Origin of the sequence: Actinophytocola sp. (genome assembly GCF_035942955.1) — a bacterium.
Lineage (GTDB): Bacteria > Actinomycetota > Actinomycetes > Mycobacteriales > Pseudonocardiaceae > DASYTH01.
In genome coordinates this window covers 16,646-36,849 of the sequence record NZ_DASZCQ010000044.1, presented here as the reverse complement: position 1 = coordinate 36,849, position 20,204 = coordinate 16,646, and the positions used below count along the sequence as shown (strand labels likewise).

Below are 20,204 nucleotides of genomic sequence, written 5' to 3'. Positions count from 1 at the left end.
CGTCTGGCCGGGCGCCGCGGCCGGCTCGGGCTCCCGGGCCGGCGCCGCCTTGGGGCTGAACAGGTTCGGTGGGATGGCCACCCGCGCGGTGACCCCGCCGCCCGGCGTCGCGCCCAGCTCGACCCACAGCGAGTGCCGGCGGGCCAGCCGCCCGACGACGAACAGGCCGAGCACGCTGGTCGGCGCGATGTCCAGGCGCTCGCGCTGCACCAGCCGGTGGTTCTCCTCGGCCATCCGCTCAGGTGGCATCCCGATGCCGTGGTCGACGATGCTGACCACGCACGACCCGTCCGGGCCGAATGTCGTACCGACGTCCACAAAGGACTCCGGGGGCGAGAAGGCGGTCGCGTTCTCCAGCAGCTCGGCGAACATCAGGATCAGGTCCGGTCCGAGCTGGGAGGCCAGCATCAGCTCGTCGACGGCGCCGAGCCGAACCCGTTGGTAGTCCTCGATCTCGGCCAGCGCCGAGCGCAGCGCGGTGGCCAGCTCGATCGGGCCGGCGATCTTGTTCTCGTCCCGGCTGCCGGCGACGACGAGGAGGTTCTCGGCGTTGCGCCGCAGCCGGGTGGAGATGTGGTCGAGCCGGTACAGGCGCTCGAGCAGCTCGGTGTTCTGCTCGTCGCGCTCCAGCTCGTCGACCAGGGTGGCCTGCCGGCCGACCAGGTTCTGCGTGCGCTGGGCGACGTTGGCGAAGATCAGGCTGACGTTGCGCCGGGTGACGGCCTGCCGCTCGACGAGCATGGCCGCGGTGGCCTGCACCCGGTTGAACGCCGCCGCCAGGTCGCCCAGCTCGTCCTTCGAGGACAGCTCGATCGCCGAAAGCCGGGGCACCTGCTCCTCGGGCACCTCGGTGTCGGTGACCCGGACGAGCTCCGCCTGGGCGAGGTCGGCGACCCTCGTGGCCGCCGACGTCAACCGCCGCAACGGGTTGGCGATCGACCGGCTGACCACGACGGTGAGCAGCGCGACGAGCACGAACAGCCCGGCCGCGCCGAGGCCGACCGTCCACGCCACCGAGCGGGCGCCGTCCGCGCGGCCCGCGGCGGCGTCGGTGATCTGGCTGGTGACCCGGTCCTGGACGATCCGGCGCAGGCTCGACTGCGCCTCCGCGGCGGCCAGCGCGTCGGCGACGAACGCCGTGCCGGCGCCGGGGTCTCGCGCGCCGGGCAGCCGCGTGGCCAGCTCGGCGATCCGGCGCGCCTCCTGACCCTGCGTGACGGTCACGACCAGCGCGGCGTGCTCGACGTCGGCCTGCTGGACGAACCGCTCGGTGGACAGGTCGGCCTGCGCGGCGGCGTCGTCGAGCAGCACCGTCCCGGTCTCCGGGCTGACCGCCGCGACGATCAAAGCCATGCCGTACAACGAGTTCTGCTCATTGGCGCGCAGCAGCGCCTCGAGCGCGGTGAGCTGCCGGGTGCCCTCGGCGTCGCTGGTCCGCTGGGGAACCAGCCGCAGCGCGTCGACCAGCGCCCCGATGATCGCGTGGTAGGTCCGGGCGACGCTGTCCAGCGACACGCCCCGGCGCAGCGCGTTCTCGCGGATCTCCCGCAGGGAGCCGATGCGCACCAGCGCTGCGGACAGCTCGTCGGACACCGCGCCGCCGTGCGCCAGCGCCGCGTACATGCCGCCCGCGCTCCGGTCGACGGTGCGCTGCTGGCGCACCAAAGCCGAGTCGCTTGTGGTCGGGGCGGCCAGGTAGGCCGCGGTGAGCAGGCGTTCCTGCTGCAGCTCGGAGATGAGCCCACCGATCTCCCTGGTGTGATGCGCCGCGAGCGCCGTCTGCCCGGCGGATCGCGCGTTGTCGATCTGGCCGAGGACGAACGGAACCGCGATCACCAGCACGGCCGCCAGCGGCAGCAGCAGGAGCATGTTCAGCTTGCCGCGGATGCCCGGCCGCAGCCGTGCGCGCCGCCGCGTGGCGTTGGCGGCGCGCCCGGCCCGGTTCGCGCCGCGTTTCCTGGCTTTCACCTTTCCCACATTCCCGTTCTGCGGTGCTGTTCCCGGACGAGGTCCTCGATCGAGGCCCGCAGGGAGTGGAACTCAGGCGTGCGCTTGAGCGCGAGGTCGCGTTCGTCCGGCAGGTCGACCGGGATCTCCGCGGCCACCCGGCCCGGGTCGCAGGCAAGCACGACGACCCTGGTGCCGAGGAACACCGCCTCCTCCACGTCGTGGGTCACCATGAGCACGGTGGTGCCGGTGTCCTTCCATACCTGCCTGATCAGGACCTGCATGTCCTCCTTCGTCTGCACGTCAAGGGATCCGAACGGCTCGTCGAGCAGCAGCACCTCCGGCTCGCAGGCCAGCGCGCGGGCGATCGCGACCCGCTGCTGCTGGCCGCCGGACAGCTGCCGGGGCAGGGACCGGCGGAACCCGTCGAGGCCGGTCTCGGCCAGGTACCAGTCGACCCGGCGGTCCCGCTCGGACCGGTCGATCGGCAGCAGCTCCAGTCCGAACGCGACGTTGCGCTCGACGGTCCGCCACGGGTACAGCGAGCCGCTCTGGAACACCAGCCCGCGGTCCGGCCCGGGACCGGTGACCGGCTCGCCGTCCAGGGTGATCGTGCCCGCCGTCGGCAGGTCCAGCCCCGCCACCAGGGACAGCAGCGTGGACTTCCCGGAGCCGCTGGCGCCGACCACGCAGAGGAAGTCCCCGCGCAACACCCGAAGGTTCACCCCGTCGAGCGCGCGCAGCGTGCGCCCACGCACCGGATAGTCTTTGACCACATTGGACAGTTCAAGCGTCGTCATCCGACCCACCGCCCGACCCGGGCCCGCACCAGCCGCAGCGCCACGTCGATGGTCACCCCGACGAGCGCGATCACGATCAGCACCGCGAAGATCTTGTCGGTCTGCAGGAAACGTTGCGACCGCACGATTCGGTGGCCGAGCCCGGCCGTCGCGTTGATCAGCTCCGCCACCACCACGAAGTTCCACGCGGCCGCCGCGTTGACCCGGATCGCGTCGATCATGCCGGGCAGCGAATGCGGCACGATCACCTTGCGCAGCACCTCGCCCCGGCGCGCGCCGAGCGTGTACGACACGTTGATCAGCTCACGCGGCACGCCCCGCACGACGTCGGCGGTCATCAGCGTGTTGAAGAAGACCGTGCCGATGAACAGCAGTGCGATCTTGGATGGCTCGCCAAGCCCGAGCCAGATGATCAGCAGTGGGATGAACGCGCTGGCCGGCAGGTAACGCAGCAACCCGATCAGCGGCTCGAACGCGGCCCGGCCGGCGTGGAACGTGCCCATCACGATGCCGAGCGGCACCGACACCAGCACCGCCAGCCCGAAGCCGTACAACACCCGCTGCGTCGTCGCCCACAGGTCGGCGAGCAGCTCGCCGGACCCGGCCATGTCCACGCCGGCGACGAGCACGGCGCGCGGCGACGGCAGGAACGTGGCCGACACGGCTCCGGCCGCACTGATCACGATCCAGGCGGCGAGCGGGATGGCCAGCGACAGCACGGTCAACGTCCACCGGGCGGCGCGCGGGATCGGCGCTCGGATCGCCAGCAGCGACCACGGCGGACGGGGACGCGGCCGCCGCGGCAACGGTGGCCAGTCCCGCGCTCGCGCCGGCGCCGGCGCCGGCCCGGCCGCGTCGCGCGCCGTGTCCGTCACCCCGTCGCCGTGCACGGCGGTCACCTTCACTCCGGCACCGCCTTGATGAACCGGTCATCGAACAGCCCGTCCAGCGACGGCCGGTTGTCCACCAGGCCGGTGCCCGTCATGAAGTCGATGATCTTGTTGGCCTGGAAGTTGAGGTGTGCCGGCGTGGTCCCCGGGGTGAACGCGTCGAGGTTCTGCTGCCGGGTGAAGATCGTGGTCCCGGCGTCGTAGGTGCGGTAGTCCTCGGGGCTCACCCCGCCGCGCTTGGCCATGATGCCGACCGCGGCGTCCTTGTTGTCCCTGATCCACTTCACGGTCTCGAACCAGGTGTTCACCAGGGCCTGGACCTCGTTGGGCCGGTCCCGCACCAGATCGGCCTTGAGCACCAGGTGGTCCGGGATGGCGCCCGGGAACTCCGCCGACGTCGCGATCGCCCGGCTGCCCGGACGTTCCAGGGCCGTGGTGGTGAACGGGGCGAAGGCGCCGACCGCGTCGACCTGCCCGGCCACGAAGGCGGCCGCGGCGGCGTCGGTGACCAGGTTGACCAGCTCGATGTCCTGCGGGCCGAGCTTGGCCTCGGCCATCGCCAGCAGCAGCAGGTAGTGGTCGACGGTGCCCTGCTCGACGGCGACCTTCTTGCCCTTGAGGTCGGCGACGCCGGTGATCCCCTCCCGGGCGATGATCTTGTCGTTGCCGGTGGAGTTGTCGTTGACCAGGACGATGGTCTGCTTGGCGCCGCCGCTGACCGACACCAGCGTGTCGTTGAGCGTCTGGCTGTTGGCGTCAATCACGCCGCTGGACAGGGCGTTGAGGCTCTCGGTGTAGCTGTCGAACCACTTCAGCTCGACGGTGACCCCGTTCTTGGCGAACAGGCCCTGCTCCTGCGCGACCTGCCAGGGGAACCAGCCGGGCCAGGCGCTGAACCCGAGAGTGATCTTGGTGTCGGATGCGGCCGGCGCGGACGTGCACGCCGAGACCCCGCCGGCGAGGGCGACGAGGGCCATGACCGCCGCGAGCAGGCGGGCGGACAATCGGGACATCACAACGAACTCCAGTGGGGGAAGGGGATTGGGGAGTTCTGGAGATCTATGGGGCGCCGCGACTTCGTGGCAGGTGGCCGGCGCGGACCAGGCAGCCGAGGGTGTCGCAGATGACCCTGGTGGCGATCAGCGAGGTGATCTCGGCGTTGTCGTACGGCGGCGAGCACTCGACCACCTCGATCCCGGCCAGCGGGCGCTCGGCGACGAGCTGGATGAACCTGAGCACCTCGCGCGGCAGGAAGCCGCCGGGCTCCGGCCAGCCGGTGCCCGGCACGAACGCCGCGTCGAGGCAGTCGACGTCGAAGCTGAGCCAGACCGCATCGGCCCCGTCCCAGGCGACGTCCAGCGCCCGCGCCGCGGCCGCCTCGATGCCCATCTCGACGCAGTCGGTGACGGTCATGATCGTGGTGCCGCGCTCCCGCCCGACCCTGACCCCCGGCCGCGGCGCCTGCCAGCCGCCGATCCCGATCTGCACCAGGTTCTTCGGCGGCACGTTGGGGATGTCCGTCGCGTGGAACCACGGCGTGGTGTGCATCCGCTCGTCCAGGTCGGTCTCCTGGGTGTCCACGTGGCGGTCGAAGTGGATGATCCCGAGGTTGCCGCTCAGGTGCCCGGCGACCGCGCGGGTGGTCGGGTAGCCGATGGAGTGGTCGCCGCCGAGCACCACCGGGAAGGCGCCGCTGGCGTAGACGTGGCCGACCGCCTTGGAGATCTGGTCGAACGTCTTCTCGATGTTGCCCGGGATCGTGAACACGTCGCCGACGTCGGCGATCGTGATCGACTCGCGCAGGTCGACGCCGAGCTCGAAGTTGTACGGGCCGTACAGCGCGGAGATCTTGCGGATGCCCTGGGGGCCGAACCGGGTGCCTGGGCGGTAGGTGGTGCCCCCGTCGAACGGCGCGCCGAGCACCACCACGTCGTACTCGCCGCAGGTGCGGACGTCCTCGACGTAGGGCGCCTTGAGGAACGTGTTGATGCCGGCGAAGTGGGGCAGCTCCCCGCGGGAGAACGTGGGAATGCGCTTGTCGACGATAGAGTCGGCCCCCGGCAGGCCCAGCTCCAGACCGCGGGCGACCTCGCGCTCCCAGGCGGCGGTGGGTAGCCGCGCCTCGCGTTCGACGGCGGCGCGCGCCTCGGGTCCGTAGTTGTCGTGTAACGCCGAGCCCCCAGGCTCAGTCATCGGCACACCCTTTCGCCCGCCGCGCTGCCTGCAGGCGATCTTAGGTGACGCTGCGCGTCAGCTCGGTCGCTGTGTGGAAAAGTCCATACGAACTGTGCGCGCAGGCTGACACTCTGTCGCCTAGCGACGTCAGCCTATCGAGTGCCGCAAGTTGCACAACGGGTTGCCCCACCTGGTCAGCGCCGGTCCGATCAGGACCCGATCGGGCTTCTCGGCGGGCCGAGCCTGCCTGCCGGACCGCGCTCCAGGTCAGGAGAGGATCCCGCCGAGGGTGCGGGCGGCGATGTTGCGGCCGGTCAGCAGGACCACCGGGGTGCCGGCGACGGGGACCTTGCCGGACATCAGGGCCGCGACGCCGACCGCGCCGGCGCCCTCGACGACCAGCCCGCAGTCCAGGGCCAGGAACCGGATCGCGGCGGCGATCTCCGCCTCGGTGACCGTGGCGAAGGTGTGCGTTCCGGACGCCGCCACGCCCAGCGTGACCGAGCCGGGCTCGAAGTTGCCGGCAAGGCCGTCGGCCAGCGTCTCGTCCACCCGCACCACGACCTCCCGGCCCGCGGCGACCGACGTGGACACCGGGCAGGACGCGGCGGCCTCCACGCCCACCACCCGGGCATCCGGCCGCCCGGCCGCGCGCAGCACCGCGCCGGAGATCAGCCCGCCCCCGCCGACCGGGACGATCAGCGTGCACTCACCGAGCCCGGCGTCGAGGACCTCCGCGGTGCAGGTGGCCGCCCCGGCGATGACGTACCGGTCGTTGTACGCCGACACGTAGACGCCCTCCATGGCGAGCCCCAACCCGTGCCGCTCGGCCTCCTCGTAGCCGTCGCCGTGCAGCACCAGGTCGGCGCCGAGCCGGCGGAGCGCCTCGATCTTGGCCGTCGACGCCGTGCGCGGCACCACGATGGTGGCCGCCATGCCCAGCCGGGCCGCGGCGAACGCGACGGCGAGCCCGTGGTTGCCGGCCGACGCCGTGACCACCGCCCGCCCGGCGTACCCGGTCAGCGCGACCAGCGCGCCGCGCACCTTGAAGGATCCCGTCGGCTGCACCGTCTCCAGCTTCGCCAGCACCTGGCCGGCCCCCGGCACGGACAGCTCGACCAGCGGCGTCGGCCGCAGGTGCCGCGCCACCACCGACGCCGCCCGCCGCAGGTCGTCGTCCGTCGGCACCTCGACCGCCCGCGCCGCGGTCATGCGGTCATGCCCCCTCCTCGGTCGAAGTCGTCTCGAACGGTGTCGCCGCGGTCTAGAACTGGTCGCTGCGGGTCAGCTTCCGTTCGAAGTCGTCGGCGTGGGCGACCAGCTGCGTGAGGGGGTGCTCGAACTCCGCTCGAATGCTGAGGTCGGCCAGCGGCGTGGCGTGTTTGAGCAGGGCGACCCCGTCCACCACCGCCGCCCCGCCGATCCGGGTGGTCCCGGCCAGCTCGAGCAGGCGGCGGAGGTCGATCTTGTCGGCCCAACCGACCGGCGACGAGATCTCGACCAGGTCGGCCCCGTCCGCCCCGGGCAGGTGGTGCACCGACACCTGCTGGGTCCGGTCACCCTCGGTGTCCAGGCGGAAACGCAGCCACTCGGCCGTCTCCTCCAGCACCTCGTACCGCACCCGAACATAGTTGATCACGTCGGTCCAGGTAGCCACCTCGTCGCCTCTCCTCCGCCGGTCCTCGCGCGTGAGCATAGGTGGTCACGCGCGGCGGCGGATTCGGGTTGAACTCCCGGTCACCGACCGTCGGTTTTACCGGTGACCGGGAGCCGATCATCGACGTGGTTGTCGACGAGGTTGTCGAGGGTCCGACGGTCAAGGGGCGACGGCGACCGGGGTGCCGTCGGGGCCGGGTGCGATCCTGCCGGGGCACAGGCCGCGGATGGACAGTCCACTGAGGATCGCCGGGACGGCGTCGATGGTGGCTTGGATGCCTTCGTGCATGAGGATGATGCCGCCGGGTTCGAGCCGGGATGCGGCGGCGGCGATCTCGGCGGTGGTGGCGCCGGCCCAGTCGCGGCTGCCGACGCTCCACAACGCTTCGGCCATGCCAAGCCGGGCCGCGTCGGCGCGGACCTGATCGTTGGTTTCGCCGAAGGGTGGGCGGAACAGCGTGGGGGTCACCCCGCTGATGCGCCGGGGGAGCAGGCCCGCGAGGGCCCGTCGGGTGGCTCGCATGGTGAAACTTTCACACCTGATTCAGATAGGTTTCAAGACCCCACGGCTCCGGCCTCGCGGGACCGACCATGAGACCTAGACTGGCGCGATGACGACGGCGCGCAGGGCCCGCCGGCGGGGTGAGCTGACCGTCGCCGACATCGCGCGGCTGGCGGGCGTATCGGCCCCGACCGTGTCCCGGGTGATCAACGGTCAGGCCGGCGTCGCCCTGGACACCCGCCGCCGGGTCGAGCAGGTCATCAACGAGCACGGCTACCGCCGCCCCGAGCACATCGAGCCGGCGGCCATCCTCGAGCTGGTCTTCCACGCGCTGGAAAGCCTGTGGGCGCTGGAGATCATCCGCGGGGTCGAGCGGGTCGCAAGGGAGCACGAGCTGGCCGTGGTGCTCACCGAGATGCAGGGCCGGCTGACCCCGGGCCGGGCCTGGACCGAGCAGGTGCTGACCCGCCGGCCCACCGGCGTGATCGCCGTCTTCTCCGACCTCACCACCGCGCAGCAGGCCCAGCTGGCCGCACGGTCCATCCCCCTCGTGGTGCTCGACCCGACCGGGGAGCCGCTGCACGAGACGCCGTCGGTGGGCGCCACCAACTGGAACGGCGGCCTGGCCGCCACCCGGCACCTGCTCGAGCTGGGGCACCGGCGGATCGCCATGATCAGCGGGCCGACGGGGTGGCCGTGCTGCCGGGCCCGGCTGGACGGCTTCCGCGCCGCCATGGACGCCGCCGGGGTGCCGGTCGACCCCGAGCTGGTCCGGGAGAGCATCCTCTACGTCGAGGGCGGCCGCCGCGACGGCGAGGCCCTGCTGCGCCTGCCCGACCCGCCGACCGCGATCTTCACCGCCAACGACCTGCAGGCGTTCGGCGTCTACGAGGCCGCCCGCCGGGCCGGCGTGCGCATTCCCGAGGACCTCAGCGTGGTCGGCTTCGACGACCTGTCGTTCACCCAGTGGGCCGGCCCGCCCATGACCACCGTCCGCCAGCCCCTCGTCGACATGGGCGCCGCCGCCGCCAACCTGATCATCACCATGTCCCGCGGCGACACCCTGCCCGGCAACCGGATAGAGCTGGCCACCACGCTCATCGTCCGGGAGAGCACCGCCCCGCCCGGCTAACCCGCTCTCGCGGCCGCCGCGGCCTTGAGCGAGGCGTGGGTGGGGGCGTCGGGGACGTGCGCGGGGCGGACCGCGTCGAGTTCCTTGCGCAGCACGGGAACGACCTCCTCACCGAGGAAGTCGAGCTGCTCGAGAACGGTCTTGAGCGGGAGTCCGGCGTGGTCGATCAGGAACAGCTGGCGCTGGTAGTCGCCGACGTACTCGCGGAACGTGAGCGTGCGGTCGATCACCTGCTGGGGGCTGCCGACGGTCAGCGGGGTCTGCGCGGTGAAGTCCTCCAAGGACGGACCGTGCCCGTACACCGGGGCGTTGTCGAAGTAGGGGCGGAACTCGTCGACGGCGTCCTGCGACCGGCGGCGCATGAACACCTGCCCGCCGAGGCCGACGATCGCCTGGTCCGCTCGCCCGTGGCCGTGGTGCTCGAACCGTTCCCGGTACAGCGCGACCATGCGCTGGGTGTGCTCCTTGGGCCAGAAGATGTGGTTGGCGAAGAACCCGTCGCCGTAGTACGCGGCCTGCTCGGCGATCTCAGGGCTGCGGATCGAGCCGTGCCAGACGAACGGTGGGATTCCGTCGAGCGGGCGCGGGGTCGAGGTGAACGACTGCAGCGGGGTCCGGAAGCGACCCTCCCAGTCGACCACGTCCTCGCGCCACAACCGGTGCAGCAGCGCGTAGTTCTCGAACGCCAGCGGGATGCCGTTGCGGATGTCCTGGCCGAACCACGGGTAGACCGGTGCGGTGTTGCCGCGGCCGAGCATCAGGTCGACCCGGCCGCCGGCCAGGTGCTGCAGCATCGCGTAGTCCTCGGCGATCTTCACCGGGTCGTTGGTGGTGATCAGCGTGGTGGCCGTGGACAGCACCAGGTTCGTCGTGCGGGCGGCGATGTAGCCCAGCATCGTGGTCGGCGAGGACGGCACGAACGGCGGGTTGTGGTGCTCGCCGGTGGCGAAGACGTCGAGCCCGACCTCCTCCGCCTTCAACGCGAACGTGACCATCGCCATGATCCGCTCGTGCTCCGACGGCTCCCGGCCCGTGGTGGGATCGGGAGTCACGTCTCCGACGGTGAAGATTCCGAACTGCATACCCGCCCAACCTAGTTGACCGTGCAACGACTCCGCACGCCGGTGTCGCGCTCGCCACACTCGGCGATCACGTCTTGCGGGACCGGCGGCGGGCGGCGATGAGGTAGCCGGTGACCAGGCCGACGACCAGGAACAGCAGGCGGCCGACCGCGGGTGGGTCGTCGGGCGGGACGGCGTAGCCGCCGTCGGCGAGCCCGGCCTGCTGCTCGAAGTGGTTGTGCGCTCCGGGAAACAGCGACTCGTCGGTGGCGTACAGCGCGGGGAACGTGATCGGCCCGGCCAGCAGGGTGGCCACCGCCCACTGGCTGGCGTGCCGGGCCTCGTGCTCGGACAGCCGGGCGATCCGCGCGGAGGCCTTCTTCGACGTCCGGTCGGTGAGGAAGATCGTGCCGTAGATGGTGCCGCCCCGTGCGTACCCGGACGGCACGGCGGTGACGGTGATCCCCTCGTTGGCGACCCGGCACGGCTGGCCGCCGACGACGGTGGAGTACAGCATGGCCGCGCCGGAGACCGGCGCGTTGATCGCCGTCCGCACGCCGTGCCACGGGTCGCCGGAGCTGTCGGTGCGCGCCGCGGTGGGGCAGGTCGCCGGCCCGGCACTGACCGTGGCGACGACGAAGTACCCGGCGCACATCAGCTGCGCCACCACCCCGGCGACGACGAGCAGCACACGCCGCCGCGGCGGCCGGGTTCCGCGCACGGCGCCGGCGATCCCGAGCGCCAACCCGAGCAGGCCGCCGCACAGCACGCAGCCGACCAACCACGCGGTCCAGCGGGTGGCCCGCCACCGCTCGACGGCGGGCGCGGACGTGCTGAGTGGGGGAGGGGCCGGTGCGATGGTCGCCATCGGTCCTCCTTCGGTTGCACGCCGTGTTCTCCTCAACCATCACCGGCCCGCCACCGGCGCGGCATCTTCGCAAGCGCCGAGTTGCGCGCACTCCAGAGCCGGTACAGGCCGGCCCAACCTCACCGGTCCACAATGGACAGCAGGAGCTCGCCGAACGCGCGCTGGACCCGGTCGCGATCGCCGGTGGCGAGCAGGTCGAGCAGCAACCCGCGCAGCGCGGCGAGAACCAGGGTCGGGGACGCGGATCCGCCGTGCAGCAGCCGGGCGATGTGCGGCAGCCACTCGCGCACGCCGGCCTCGCCGAACCGTGCCCATGGCCCGGTCGGGTCGCGCAGCGAGCGGGCGTAGCACTCGAAGAACAACCGCTCCACGTCGGCATTCGCCGGGTTGGCGAGCCACTTCCAGAGCACGCGCACCGACTCCACCGGTCCCCGGCCTGAATGTGCCGACCGCGCAACGAGCTCGAGCTGCTCGCGCCGCAACCGGCCGTGCACCTCGCGGATCAGGCCGTCCTTGGAGCCGAAGAAGTACAGCAGCACGCGCGGGCTCGAGCCGACCGCGGCGGCCAGCGGTCGCAGCGACATCGAGGAGAGCCCGTGCGTCTTGGAGTACTCCACGAGCAGCTCGAGCAGCTCCGCCCGGCGTGCGGACTCGACCTCGGGTGCGCCCATGCCGCCAGTCTGCCGAGGCCCGCGTCGACCGAACCTAGGTATTCCTCACGAAGCGCCGGAGGTGGCCGAAAGGGTCTGCTTGACGGGGTCAGTTGACCCCAATTCCTTGAGGAGGAACGAAATGAGACCCAACATCGTGCGCAGAGGTGTGGCGGCGGCCCTGCTCGGCGCCGGCGCGGCGGCGCTGGCGGCCAACCCGGCCGGGGCCGACCCGGTCGGCGTGGCCAGCGGCTGCATCATCACCATCACCCAGGTGCAGGCGCTGGACCTGCAGGAGTCATCGAAGGACGAGGTGTACTTCACGCTCGGCGGCACCCGGTACCCCAACGGCGGCGCCGAGGTTCCGTTCACCTACCTCGCCACCCACCCGGGCGCCGACTTCGACAGCCCCTCGGTGTTCGTGCCGGCCGGTGGGTACACGACGCTGTCCGGATTCGAGGCGGACTGGCCGTCGGCGGACGACTCGCTCGGCTCGGCCAGGCTCACCTGCACGAGCAGCTCGCCGGTGGACCTGGTGACGTCCTACTCGCGCTACCGCGTCTGGTTCGGGATCACGGCGGTCTGATCCGGGGAGGGGGCCGCGCGGGCAGGTCAGTCCGGCATGCCCGAGCGGCCCACCAGCTCCGGCCGCTTCGCCAGGTAGACCACCGCCGCCCGGGACGGGTTCACCAGGATCGTGGTCTCGCCGTTGAGCTCGGTGTAGGCGCGGACCTTCACGACGGTCCGGTCGGCGATCGCGGCTTCCAGCTGCGCGGCGAGCTTGTCCAGGTTCCACGGCGGAATCAGCCGGAAGACCTGGTCGTCGACGTGCAACTCGGCCCATTTCTGGATCTTGACGGGCGGCTCGACGGGATCGTCGACGGGCTGCAGCGTGGTGACTGTCATCGTGACCTCTCAGGTGTGGACGGGTTGCGCCTCGCGGGCGATGCGGGTGGCTTCGACGCGGTTGCCGGCGCCGAGCTTGGCCAGGATGTTCGAGACGTGGACGCCGACCGTGCGCTCGCTGAGCACCAGCTCGGCGGCGATCTCGCGGTTGGTGCGGCCCCAGCCGAGCAGCTCGAGCACCTCGGTCTCGCGCCGGGTGAGCGTGTCCAGCCGCGGCACGTCGGCCGTCGGCGTGCCGAGCAGCGGCAGCCGTCCCCGCCGGGCCACCCGCTCGATCTCGCGGCACAGCGGCGCCGCACCCAGCGACACCGCGGCCGCGTAGGCCTCCTGCACCGCGTCCCCGGCCCGCGCCGGCGAACGCGCCGCGATCATGGCTTCGGCCAGCCGCGTCCGGGCATAGGCCGCGCGGTACGGCAGGTTCAGCTCGGCCCACGCCGCGACGACCGCGGCCCAAGCGTCCACACAGGAGCGCCGGAGCCGTCCGGCCTCCGCCTCGCACTGCAGCCGCCAGGCCCGCTCCTCCGGCGCCCGGCGCCGCACCCGGTCGGCCGCGGTGAGCAGCGATCCGGCCGTCGCAGCCGGATCGTCGAAGCGGGTCACCCGGCCGCCGCCGAGCTGGAGGTCGGCGAGCGCGCCAAGTCCCTCGGCGCACAGCCGCAGCCCCTCGATGCCGGCCAGACCGTCCGGAGTGGACGCCAGCGCCCGCAGGCAGGTGTGCACGGCCGTCCGCGCCCTGCCCGCGACCCTGGCCGTGATCGCGGCCGGGATGGCCCGTTCGGCGGCGAAGAGCGCATCCGAGACCAGCCGCCCGGCCCGGTCGAGCAGCTCGCCGGCCGCCTCGTGGTCGCCGCGCAGCGCGGTCACCTCGGCCCGGCACAGCAGCACCCTGGCCGCCTTCCCGGCCGGCAGCTTGCCCTCGGCCGCCGTGGCCAGCTCGTCGAGCTCGGTCCAGCGGCCGAGCGCGGCCAGGCTGACCGCGAGGTTGTAGTGCAGCGGCCCGCCGAGGGCGTGCGCCAGCCCCAGCCCGTCCAAACGGGACAGCTCCTCGCGGGCCACCCTGGCGCAGCGCTCGTGTTGACCGGTGTTGACCAGCACGAAGGTCAGGTTGCCCGCGACCCTGGTCAGCTCCCGGACGCTGCCGCACCGGTGCGCCAGCTCGCGCGCGGCCGCCAGCGCGCCGACGCCGTCGCCGACCGATCCGTCGAAGGCCAGGCACACCCCGAGAACGCAGCGCGCGTGCGCCTCGGCCTCGGCGTCGCCGACCCGCTCGGCCAGCCGCACAACTGCCCGGCCGCGCCGCACCCCCTCGGCGTACCGGGCCTCGGTCATCAGCCGGCTGCACTCCGCGATCGCCACCCGCGCGGTGAGCGCGGAGTCCGGCAGCGATGCCGCGAGCGCGGCCGCCTCGGCCAGCACCTCGTACGCCTCGACCCGTTGTCCGGCAACGTAAAGGCAGTCCCACAGCTGGTGCAGCAGCCGGCAGCGCATGGCGAGATCACCGGCCCTTGCCAGGGCGCAGCGCAGGATCGCGGCGCCCCTGGCGGGCCGGCTCGACCACCGCAGCGCGGTCGCGGCCGCCACCGCCGTGTCTACATAGGACGAGTCGTCGTCGCACAGCGCGAGGGCGCGCTCGAAGGCGTGCGCAGCCTCGGCGTGAGCGTGCCGGCCAGCCGCCGCCCGGCCGGCCGCGGACCAGCAGCGTGCCGCCTCGGCGGTTCGGCCGGCCCGCTCCCAGTGCCAGGCGAGCGCGCCCGGCCGGTCGGACCCGGACCGGGCGAGGGCCAGGGCGATCCGGCGGTGCAGGTCGACAAGCGCCGCCGCCGGCAGCTCGGCCTCGGCGGCCTCCGTGTACAGCCCATGCCGCGGCGCCACGATCACCCCGTCCCGGCCGAGGAGTCCACAGTGGATAGCCGAGTCGACCAGCGCCGCGACCCTGTCGGGCGGCAGCTCGAGCACCTCGGCCAGCAGCGGCTCGGTCGCGAGGTCGCCGGCGAGGGCCACCGCCGCCAGCAGCCGGACGCCGTCCACACCGGACCCGCGGATCCGCCTGGCGAGCAGCACCCGCAGGGTGTCCGGCAGGCCGGCGCCGTGGTGCCGGGCCAACTCCTTGGCGTACAGCGGATGCCCCTGTGCCCGCCGGGTGATCGCCGCGACGTCCTCGTCGGTCGCGGTGGGACCCAGCACGGACCGGACCAGCCCGCCGATCGCGTCGTCCGGCAGCGGTGCCAGCGCCAGGTGATCCGTGGCCAGCTCGAGCAGCCCGGCCACCAGATCCGGCCGGGCGTCGTCCGTCCGGGCCGAGACCACCAGCAGCAGCCGCGGCCCGCGCGCCCGGCCGATCGCCTGCAGCACGGCAAGGCTCGCCGGGTCGATCCAGTGCGCGTCCTCGACGATCAGCACCGCCGGGCGCTCGGCGCACCACTCGGTCAGCCGGGCAAGCACCCGGTCGCACACCCAGGCCGTGGCCACCTCGTCGGCCACCGGTCCCAGCGCCGCCAACCCGTTCAGCAGCTCGACGAACCCGCCCGGCACCCCCTGCCACGCCGTCACGAACGGCGCGTACGCGACCGGCACGCCCATCGGCCGCGGGCACGATCCGGCCAGCACGAGCCCACCGGCGGCCACCGTCTCGGCCGCGAACGCCATGCACAGGCTGGTCTTTCCGATCCCGGCGACGCCGGTGACGGCGACCGTCCGCACCCCCGTGACCCCCTGATGCGCGGCGCGAAGCTCGGCCAGCTCACGCTCCCGAGCCGCGGTCAGGTTCTCCGGCACGGAGAACAAGAGGGGCGCCGGGCCGGACAGATACGAGCTGACCGTCCAGATGGCGCACCAGCTCCCCGAGGTCGGCAAGGCCGCCGCCGAGCGACACGCCGACCTCCTGCTCAAGCTGCTGCTCGCGGAAACATAGGCAATGCGGCCGGCACAGATAGGCATCGGCTTACCGATGGCCCGGCGCGCCGCGTGCTGTGGACTTCCGTCCGGACCGCGCGACCGTCGCGGAAAGGGATGGAAAACAGACGATGACCACTACTCGTACCGAGGAGGCGGCAAGCCGGGAGGCTGCCGCCGCCGCCACTCCGGGAACCATGCTGGCCTGGGGGCGCAACAGCGCCGGGCAGCTCGGTGACGGCACGACGACCGGCCGGGCCCTGCCGGCGCCGGTGCCGAACCTGACCGGTGTCACCGCGTTTGCCGAAGGGTCGGGCTTCAGCCTTGCGGTGCTGTCCAACGGCACCGTCCGGGCGTGGGGCAACAACAGCAACGGCCAGCTGGGTGACGGCACCAAGACCGACCGCGCCACGCCGGCGCCGATCGCGGGCCTGGCCAACGTGGTGGCGGTGGCCGCCGGCGCGGCCCACAGCCTGGCGCTGCTTGCCGACGGCAGGCTCTTCGCCTGGGGGCGCAACCTTCACGGCCAGCTCGGTCTCGGCAGCGCCGGCACCGATCAGCTCACCCCGGTGCAGGTGCCGAACCTGGGGTTGAGCCGGGTCAAGGCGTTGGCCGCGGGGGACAACTTCACCCTGGTGCTGCTGGCCGACGGCCGGGTGCTGTCCTGTGGCGGCAACGGCAGCGGAGAGCTCGGCGACGGCTCGACGATCAACCGGAGCACGCTGGCCCCGGTGCAGAACCTGATCCCGGCCAAGGCGATCGCCGCGGGACGGCGGCACGGCATGGCGTTGCTGGCCAACGGCGTGATCCGGGCCTGGGGTGACAACAGCAACGGCCAGCTGGGCAACGGCTCCACTACGGACAGTCCACTGCCGACGACGGTGAACACCGACAGTCTCGGCGGACCGGCCGTCGCCATCACCTGCGGGGGCCGGCACAGCCTTGCGCTGATGGCCAACGGCCGGGTCAAGGGGTGGGGGGAGAACACCGCCGGCCAGGTCGGGGACGGTGGCACCACCAGCCCGCGGGTGTTCCCGGTGTCGACGGCCGCCGGCGCCGAGACGGTGATCGCGATCGACGCCGGGTTCGAGCACAGCATGGCCCTGTCGATCGACGGCACCGTGCGAACCTGGGGTCAGAACAGCGACGGCCAGATCGGCGACGGCACCACGACCAACCGCGCGAAACCCACGCAGGTGTCGGGTCTGGTGGGGATCACCGGCGTGATCACGTCGGGGAACTCCAGCTTCGCCCTGCAGTGACCGAGGCCGGGCGGTCTGCCCGCAGGCCGCCCGACCTCTTCGCTTGCCTACCGGTGCGGCGTGGCCACCCGGCTGACGAACTCGGCAAGCTGGCCTTCATCGAGCGACGCGGCCAGGTCGGCCTCGCTGATCACGCCGATCAGGCGCTTGTTCTCCATGACCGGGAGCCGCCGGATCTGGTTCTGCTTCATCTCCCTGAGCACATCCTGAACGCTCGCCCCGGCATCGATCCAGCGCGGCGTCCCCTGCGCCAGATCACCGGCCGTCATCGTCGCCGGATCATGCCCCAGCGCAACGCACTTCACCACGATGTCCCGATCGGTGATCATCCCGGTGAGCCGGTCATGATCGCAGATCGGCAGCGACCCGACATCCAGCTCACGCATCCGCCGCGCGGCCCGCTCCAGCGTCTCGTGCGCCGGAATACACTCCACCCCCCGATGCATGATGTCGCGCGCCTTCATGTCCTGCCTGGTCAACATGGGGATACCTCCTCCTGATCTCCCACGGCGCACCCAGCATGTGCCACCCCACCGCCCCCAGCCACCCGAGTCACCCACACGGGCGCTCACCCGCCACGATCGCCCACGCGCCCACAGCATGGTCATGGCGAGGTGGACGAGACGGAACGAATTCGTTGGCGCTCACTCAGTGGCGGCGCGGTTGGTGCTGATCATCAGGCGCTGTGCCGAGGTCGTCGTTGCGGCCGGCCTTGATCCGGGACCACTGGGCGGTCGGGCGGCCGTCCAGCCTGAACTGACCTCCTGCGGCATTCCAGTGCTGCGGCCAACCCTCGGGCGAGTCCTCCCAGAACTCCTGCCGGCCGTAGACGGTCAGATCCAGCAGTCCGTACGACGGTGCCATCACTTCGTTGCCGCGGCCGGTGGTCCAGTAGGTCTCGAAGACCTTGTCACCGTCCCGGAGATAGCAGACCAGGATGCCGAAGTGCCGATCCGCGACCAACCGGTCCACGGACTCCTCCGGCACCGAGTACCAGGGAACCGTCCAACCCATGAAGTCGCGGTAGCGCGAGCTCTCCTCGTACGGCCCCGCACAGAAGGTCGCGTAGCTGACGTCCCGCGAGTGCAGATAGGACAGCTCGTTGATGTGGGACGTGGAGAAGGTGCAGCCCTCGCACTGCTCCGCCGCGGGCCGGCCGGTGTACCACATCTGAAAGTAGGCGATCAACTGGGACCGCCCGTCGAAGATGTCGATCAACGGCACCGGCCCGTCGGCTCCGATGAGCGGAGTCTGCGGATCGACCTCGACCATCGGCAACCGACGGCGTTCGGCGGCCAGCGCGTCCCCGGCCCTAGTATGGGCCTTCTCCTTGACCCGCAGCTCGTCGATCCTCGCCTGCCAAGTCTGCCGATCGGTGATCTCCGGAAGGGCCCGTGCACCCGCGCGCATCTCCGTCATGGGACGTGTCTAGCCCAGCCGGAGAGCGCCACACAACCCCTTTCGGGTGGGTCTCCCGGTGTGGCCTCAGTGGACGACGAGGGCGAAGTCGGCGTCGGTGGCGGGGGTTTCGCGGTGGGAGTCGGCGTTGAGCTGGGTGGCGATCACCTCGATTGTCCAGGTGCCGGTGGCGGCGTTCTGGACGAAGACGTTTTCTACGGTGTCGACGGTGTTGGGGGAGCCGCCGGGGGTGGACCAGTTGCCGGCGTTCAGGCCGTTGTTTCCGAAGTAGACGGTGCCGTTCGGGGCCGTGACGCGGAGGGTGAGGTCGTTGACGCGGGCGACGGCGGCGGTGGGCGAGCCGGCGGGGTCGTTGTAGACCAGGGTGGCGCGCAGCGGTTGGGAGCCGTTGCGGGTGACGGTGTAGCGGCGGGTTTGGCCGGCGGTCAGCAGATCCGTCTCATCGACCAGGACGGGCAGGCGCCAGCCGTTGAGGCGGGCCTGGTCGTGCAGGTTGCGGACGCTGACCGTGCCCCAGCCCTGGTGAACTCTGGCCAGGTCGGCGGTGGTGCCGGTGAACGGGTACTGGTTGGCGGTGTTGATGAGCAGGGCCTTGGCGGTGGCGGCGTGCGGCCGGGACGCGAACACGTCGCGGGCCTTGCCGGGGCCGCCGTCGAAGACGCCGTCGGCCCACATCTGGAAGAGTAGTCCGGCGTTGCCGCAGGTGATCGGGGTGGCGCCGCTGGTGCCGCCGAAGGACGTGGTGTAGGAGGTGTCGCTGCCGGCGGAGGTGGTGTCGATCTGGTCGTAGTAGTTGGACAGGTCGGGCTTGATCCGGCCGTCGGCGGCGGGGCCGATGCTGGCGCCGCTGTTCCACGCGTCGTCGGTGCGGGACAACGTGTTGCGGTGGAACTGGCCGCCGACCGACAGGATGTTCTTGGCCCAGGCCTGGGGGCGGGAGCTGCGGGTGCCGGCGTTGCTCTGTGACTGGCAGATCAGGATGTCGTGATCGAAGATGATCGTGTCCATCGCGGCCGAGGTCGACGTGTAGGCCGTGGTGAGCGAGGAGCCCCAGCTGTTGGACTGGAACACCGCGCGGTACGGGCCGGTCGGGTTGACCAGCTCCCGGGTGTGCGCGTAGCGGTCGGGCTTGTTGTTGGTGGCGAAGATTCCCTGACCCTCCGGCAGGACGCCGCGCCGCATCGCGCTCACCCCGGAGGCGAAGATCTGGCCGTACGTGGACGTTCCGTGCCCGGTGTTCGTCGAGTTAGGACCGTGCAGCATCGCGGGGCGCGCGCGGAACTCCTGATGGGTCGCGCGCAACCCGCCGTCCATGACCTCGCCGCGCACGCCCTGGCCGCGGTAGCCGCCCGCGGCCTCGACGAAGTTCGCCCCGGAGGCCTCGCGCGAGTTGTTCATGTCGTACTCCGGCGCGGACACCGCGCCGACGGCGAGCACCTCGGGCAGCTCGGTCACCGCGGCCACCTGATCGGGCAGCAGCGTCGCGACCAGGTGCTGGCCGCTTGCCGACACGACGTCCGGCCGCCCGCCCAGCCGGAAGATCCGGCCGGTGACCACCCACTGGTCGCGCACGTCCCGTTCCACCAGCGTGATCAGGTACTGACCGGCGCCCGAGAGGGCGGTGACGGCCGTGGCGGCGTCGAGCTTGTCCGCGGGGCGGTAGTCGCCCACCCAGCGGACGTATTCCAATTTCTCGACCGATTGCCGGGTGTTGTCGTCCATTCTCACGACGTAGGCGAGGTCGGGAATGTACGCGCCGATTCGGACGCCCATTGCCCGCAACTCGGCCCGCCGCTCATCGGAAAGCCCGTCCCGGAGTTGGACCAGGTAGGCCCGCTGGCCAGGCTGGGCGGCGGTGACCCGGATACCGTCCGCCACCGGGTCGAACGTGCGGTTGGCCAGCCGGATGTACTGGGCCTCGCCGCCGGACGGCGCGCTTTCCGCCACGCTGACGTTGGCCAGGCCGACGGCCATCAGAACCGCGCCGACCGCGGCGACGGGGCCGCGTGGAATTCGCAGCATAATAAGACCTCCGAAATGCGCA

At 71.9% G+C, this 20,204-nt stretch carries 19 protein-coding genes; 3 read left to right on the top strand and 16 right to left on the bottom strand.

Translation table 11 applies throughout. The annotated features are described in order from the left end of the window. From VGX25_RS04510 to VGX25_RS04475, 8 genes are all read right to left on the bottom strand, one after another. Window positions 1-1,968: nitrate- and nitrite sensing domain-containing protein (locus tag VGX25_RS04510; RefSeq protein ID WP_414635713.1), on the bottom strand; the 1,968-nt coding region annotated here is incomplete at its 3' end. Further along, window positions 1,965-2,747 carry an ABC transporter ATP-binding protein gene (locus tag VGX25_RS04505; RefSeq protein WP_326916303.1) on the bottom strand — a complete coding sequence of 261 codons (783 nt, stop codon included), beginning with the start codon at window positions 2,745-2,747 and terminating at the stop codon, window positions 1,965-1,967. The genes VGX25_RS04510 and VGX25_RS04505, both read right to left, overlap by 4 nt. Continuing rightward, window positions 2,744-3,652 (bottom strand): ABC transporter permease, encoded by a 909-nt coding sequence (locus VGX25_RS04500; RefSeq protein ID WP_326916302.1) that lies wholly within the window; start codon window positions 3,650-3,652, stop codon window positions 2,744-2,746. Before VGX25_RS04500 ends, VGX25_RS04505 begins: the two co-directional genes overlap by 4 nt. After that, window positions 3,649-4,650 (bottom strand): ABC transporter substrate-binding protein, encoded by a 1,002-nt coding sequence (locus VGX25_RS04495; protein WP_326916301.1) that lies wholly within the window; start codon window positions 4,648-4,650, stop codon window positions 3,649-3,651. The genes VGX25_RS04500 and VGX25_RS04495 overlap by 4 nt, the downstream gene beginning before the upstream one ends. Before the next feature lie 46 nt (window positions 4,651-4,696). Continuing rightward, complete coding sequence (locus VGX25_RS04490; RefSeq protein WP_326916300.1) at window positions 4,697-5,830, bottom strand: agmatinase family protein; 1,134 nt, start codon at window positions 5,828-5,830, stop codon at window positions 4,697-4,699. A 249-nt stretch (window positions 5,831-6,079) separates the two neighbouring features. Continuing rightward, window positions 6,080-7,024, bottom strand: a complete 945-nt coding sequence (locus VGX25_RS04485) for a threonine ammonia-lyase (protein ID WP_326916299.1) — start codon at window positions 7,022-7,024, stop codon at window positions 6,080-6,082. Between the two features lie 52 nt (window positions 7,025-7,076). Next, window positions 7,077-7,469 (bottom strand): hypothetical protein, encoded by a 393-nt coding sequence (locus VGX25_RS04480; RefSeq protein WP_326916298.1) that lies wholly within the window; start codon window positions 7,467-7,469, stop codon window positions 7,077-7,079. A 159-nt stretch (window positions 7,470-7,628) separates the two neighbouring features. Further along, window positions 7,629-7,991 carry a hypothetical protein gene (locus VGX25_RS04475; protein ID WP_326916297.1) on the bottom strand — a complete coding sequence of 121 codons (363 nt, stop codon included), beginning with the start codon at window positions 7,989-7,991 and terminating at the stop codon, window positions 7,629-7,631. Between the two features lie 88 nt (window positions 7,992-8,079). Here VGX25_RS04475 and VGX25_RS04470 point away from each other — a divergent pair, with 88 nt between their 5' ends. After that, window positions 8,080-9,102 carry a LacI family DNA-binding transcriptional regulator gene (locus VGX25_RS04470; RefSeq protein ID WP_326916296.1) on the top strand — a complete coding sequence of 341 codons (1,023 nt, stop codon included), beginning with the start codon at window positions 8,080-8,082 and terminating at the stop codon, window positions 9,100-9,102. Here VGX25_RS04470 and VGX25_RS04465 read toward each other — a convergent pair. The 3 genes from VGX25_RS04465 to VGX25_RS04455 all read right to left on the bottom strand — a co-directional run bounded on the left by VGX25_RS04465 (window position 9,099) and on the right by VGX25_RS04455 (window position 11,702). Continuing rightward, window positions 9,099-10,184, bottom strand: coding sequence for an LLM class flavin-dependent oxidoreductase (locus VGX25_RS04465; RefSeq protein WP_326916295.1), 1,086 nt, complete (start codon window positions 10,182-10,184; stop codon window positions 9,099-9,101). The genes VGX25_RS04470 and VGX25_RS04465 overlap by 4 nt on opposite strands. A gap of 67 nt (window positions 10,185-10,251) precedes the next feature. Then, window positions 10,252-11,031, bottom strand: a complete 780-nt coding sequence (locus VGX25_RS04460) for a hypothetical protein (protein WP_326916294.1) — start codon at window positions 11,029-11,031, stop codon at window positions 10,252-10,254. Between the two features lie 119 nt (window positions 11,032-11,150). Beyond that, entirely contained in the window at window positions 11,151-11,702 is a 552-nt protein-coding gene (locus VGX25_RS04455) for a TetR/AcrR family transcriptional regulator (RefSeq protein WP_326916293.1), read from the bottom strand. A gap of 121 nt (window positions 11,703-11,823) precedes the next feature. Between VGX25_RS04455 and VGX25_RS04450 the strand changes: the two genes are divergently transcribed. Continuing rightward, window positions 11,824-12,267, top strand: coding sequence for a hypothetical protein (locus VGX25_RS04450; RefSeq protein WP_326916292.1), 444 nt, complete (start codon window positions 11,824-11,826; stop codon window positions 12,265-12,267). 26 nt (window positions 12,268-12,293) lie between these two features. Here VGX25_RS04450 and VGX25_RS04445 read toward each other — a convergent pair whose 3' ends face one another. Further along, window positions 12,294-12,587: a hypothetical protein gene (locus VGX25_RS04445; RefSeq protein ID WP_326916291.1), complete on the bottom strand. Its 294-nt coding sequence runs from the start codon at window positions 12,585-12,587 to the stop codon at window positions 12,294-12,296. 9 nt (window positions 12,588-12,596) lie between these two features. Beyond that, window positions 12,597-15,440 (bottom strand): helix-turn-helix transcriptional regulator, encoded by a 2,844-nt coding sequence (locus tag VGX25_RS04440; protein ID WP_326916290.1) that lies wholly within the window; start codon window positions 15,438-15,440, stop codon window positions 12,597-12,599. A 170-nt stretch (window positions 15,441-15,610) separates the two neighbouring features. Between VGX25_RS04440 and VGX25_RS04435 the strand changes: the two genes are divergently transcribed. Then, complete coding sequence (locus VGX25_RS04435; RefSeq protein WP_326916289.1) at window positions 15,611-16,741, top strand: hypothetical protein; 1,131 nt, start codon at window positions 15,611-15,613, stop codon at window positions 16,739-16,741. A gap of 47 nt (window positions 16,742-16,788) precedes the next feature. Here the strand turns inward: VGX25_RS04435 and VGX25_RS04430 are convergent, their stop codons facing one another. The 3 genes from VGX25_RS04430 to VGX25_RS04420 all read right to left on the bottom strand — a co-directional run bounded on the left by VGX25_RS04430 (window position 16,789) and on the right by VGX25_RS04420 (window position 20,182). Further along, a complete protein-coding gene (locus VGX25_RS04430) occupies window positions 16,789-17,205 on the bottom strand; it encodes a CBS domain-containing protein (protein ID WP_326916288.1) in 417 nt (138 codons plus the stop codon). Window positions 17,206-17,389: 184 nt separating this feature from the next. Next, window positions 17,390-18,160: a DUF899 family protein gene (locus tag VGX25_RS04425; protein WP_326916287.1), complete on the bottom strand. Its 771-nt coding sequence runs from the start codon at window positions 18,158-18,160 to the stop codon at window positions 17,390-17,392. Window positions 18,161-18,226: 66 nt separating this feature from the next. Then, window positions 18,227-20,182 (bottom strand): S8 family serine peptidase, encoded by a 1,956-nt coding sequence (locus tag VGX25_RS04420; RefSeq protein WP_326916286.1) that lies wholly within the window; start codon window positions 20,180-20,182, stop codon window positions 18,227-18,229. Between the last annotated feature and the right edge of the window lie 22 nt (window positions 20,183-20,204).

Coding starts and splice junctions, on each gene's coding strand:
- VGX25_RS04505 (WP_326916303.1), bottom strand. CDS start 2,747: ATGACGACGCTTGAACTGTCCAATGTGGTCAAAGACTATCCGGTGCGT.
- VGX25_RS04495 (WP_326916301.1), bottom strand. CDS start 4,650: ATGTCCCGATTGTCCGCCCGCCTGCTCGCGGCGGTCATGGCCCTCGTC.
- VGX25_RS04490 (WP_326916300.1), bottom strand. CDS start 5,830: ATGACTGAGCCTGGGGGCTCGGCGTTACACGACAACTACGGACCCGAG.
- VGX25_RS04485 (WP_326916299.1), bottom strand. CDS start 7,024: ATGACCGCGGCGCGGGCGGTCGAGGTGCCGACGGACGACGACCTGCGG.
- VGX25_RS04475 (WP_326916297.1), bottom strand. CDS start 7,991: ATGCGAGCCACCCGACGGGCCCTCGCGGGCCTGCTCCCCCGGCGCATC.
- VGX25_RS04470 (WP_326916296.1), top strand. CDS start 8,080: ATGACGACGGCGCGCAGGGCCCGCCGGCGGGGTGAGCTGACCGTCGCC.
- VGX25_RS04465 (WP_326916295.1), bottom strand. CDS start 10,184: ATGCAGTTCGGAATCTTCACCGTCGGAGACGTGACTCCCGATCCCACC.
- VGX25_RS04460 (WP_326916294.1), bottom strand. CDS start 11,031: ATGGCGACCATCGCACCGGCCCCTCCCCCACTCAGCACGTCCGCGCCC.
- VGX25_RS04455 (WP_326916293.1), bottom strand. CDS start 11,702: ATGGGCGCACCCGAGGTCGAGTCCGCACGCCGGGCGGAGCTGCTCGAG.
- VGX25_RS04450 (WP_326916292.1), top strand. CDS start 11,824: ATGAGACCCAACATCGTGCGCAGAGGTGTGGCGGCGGCCCTGCTCGGC.
- VGX25_RS04445 (WP_326916291.1), bottom strand. CDS start 12,587: ATGACAGTCACCACGCTGCAGCCCGTCGACGATCCCGTCGAGCCGCCC.
- VGX25_RS04435 (WP_326916289.1), top strand. CDS start 15,611: ATGACCACTACTCGTACCGAGGAGGCGGCAAGCCGGGAGGCTGCCGCC.
- VGX25_RS04430 (WP_326916288.1), bottom strand. CDS start 17,205: ATGAAGGCGCGCGACATCATGCATCGGGGGGTGGAGTGTATTCCGGCG.
- VGX25_RS04425 (WP_326916287.1), bottom strand. CDS start 18,160: ATGACGGAGATGCGCGCGGGTGCACGGGCCCTTCCGGAGATCACCGAT.
- VGX25_RS04420 (WP_326916286.1), bottom strand. CDS start 20,182: ATGCTGCGAATTCCACGCGGCCCCGTCGCCGCGGTCGGCGCGGTTCTG.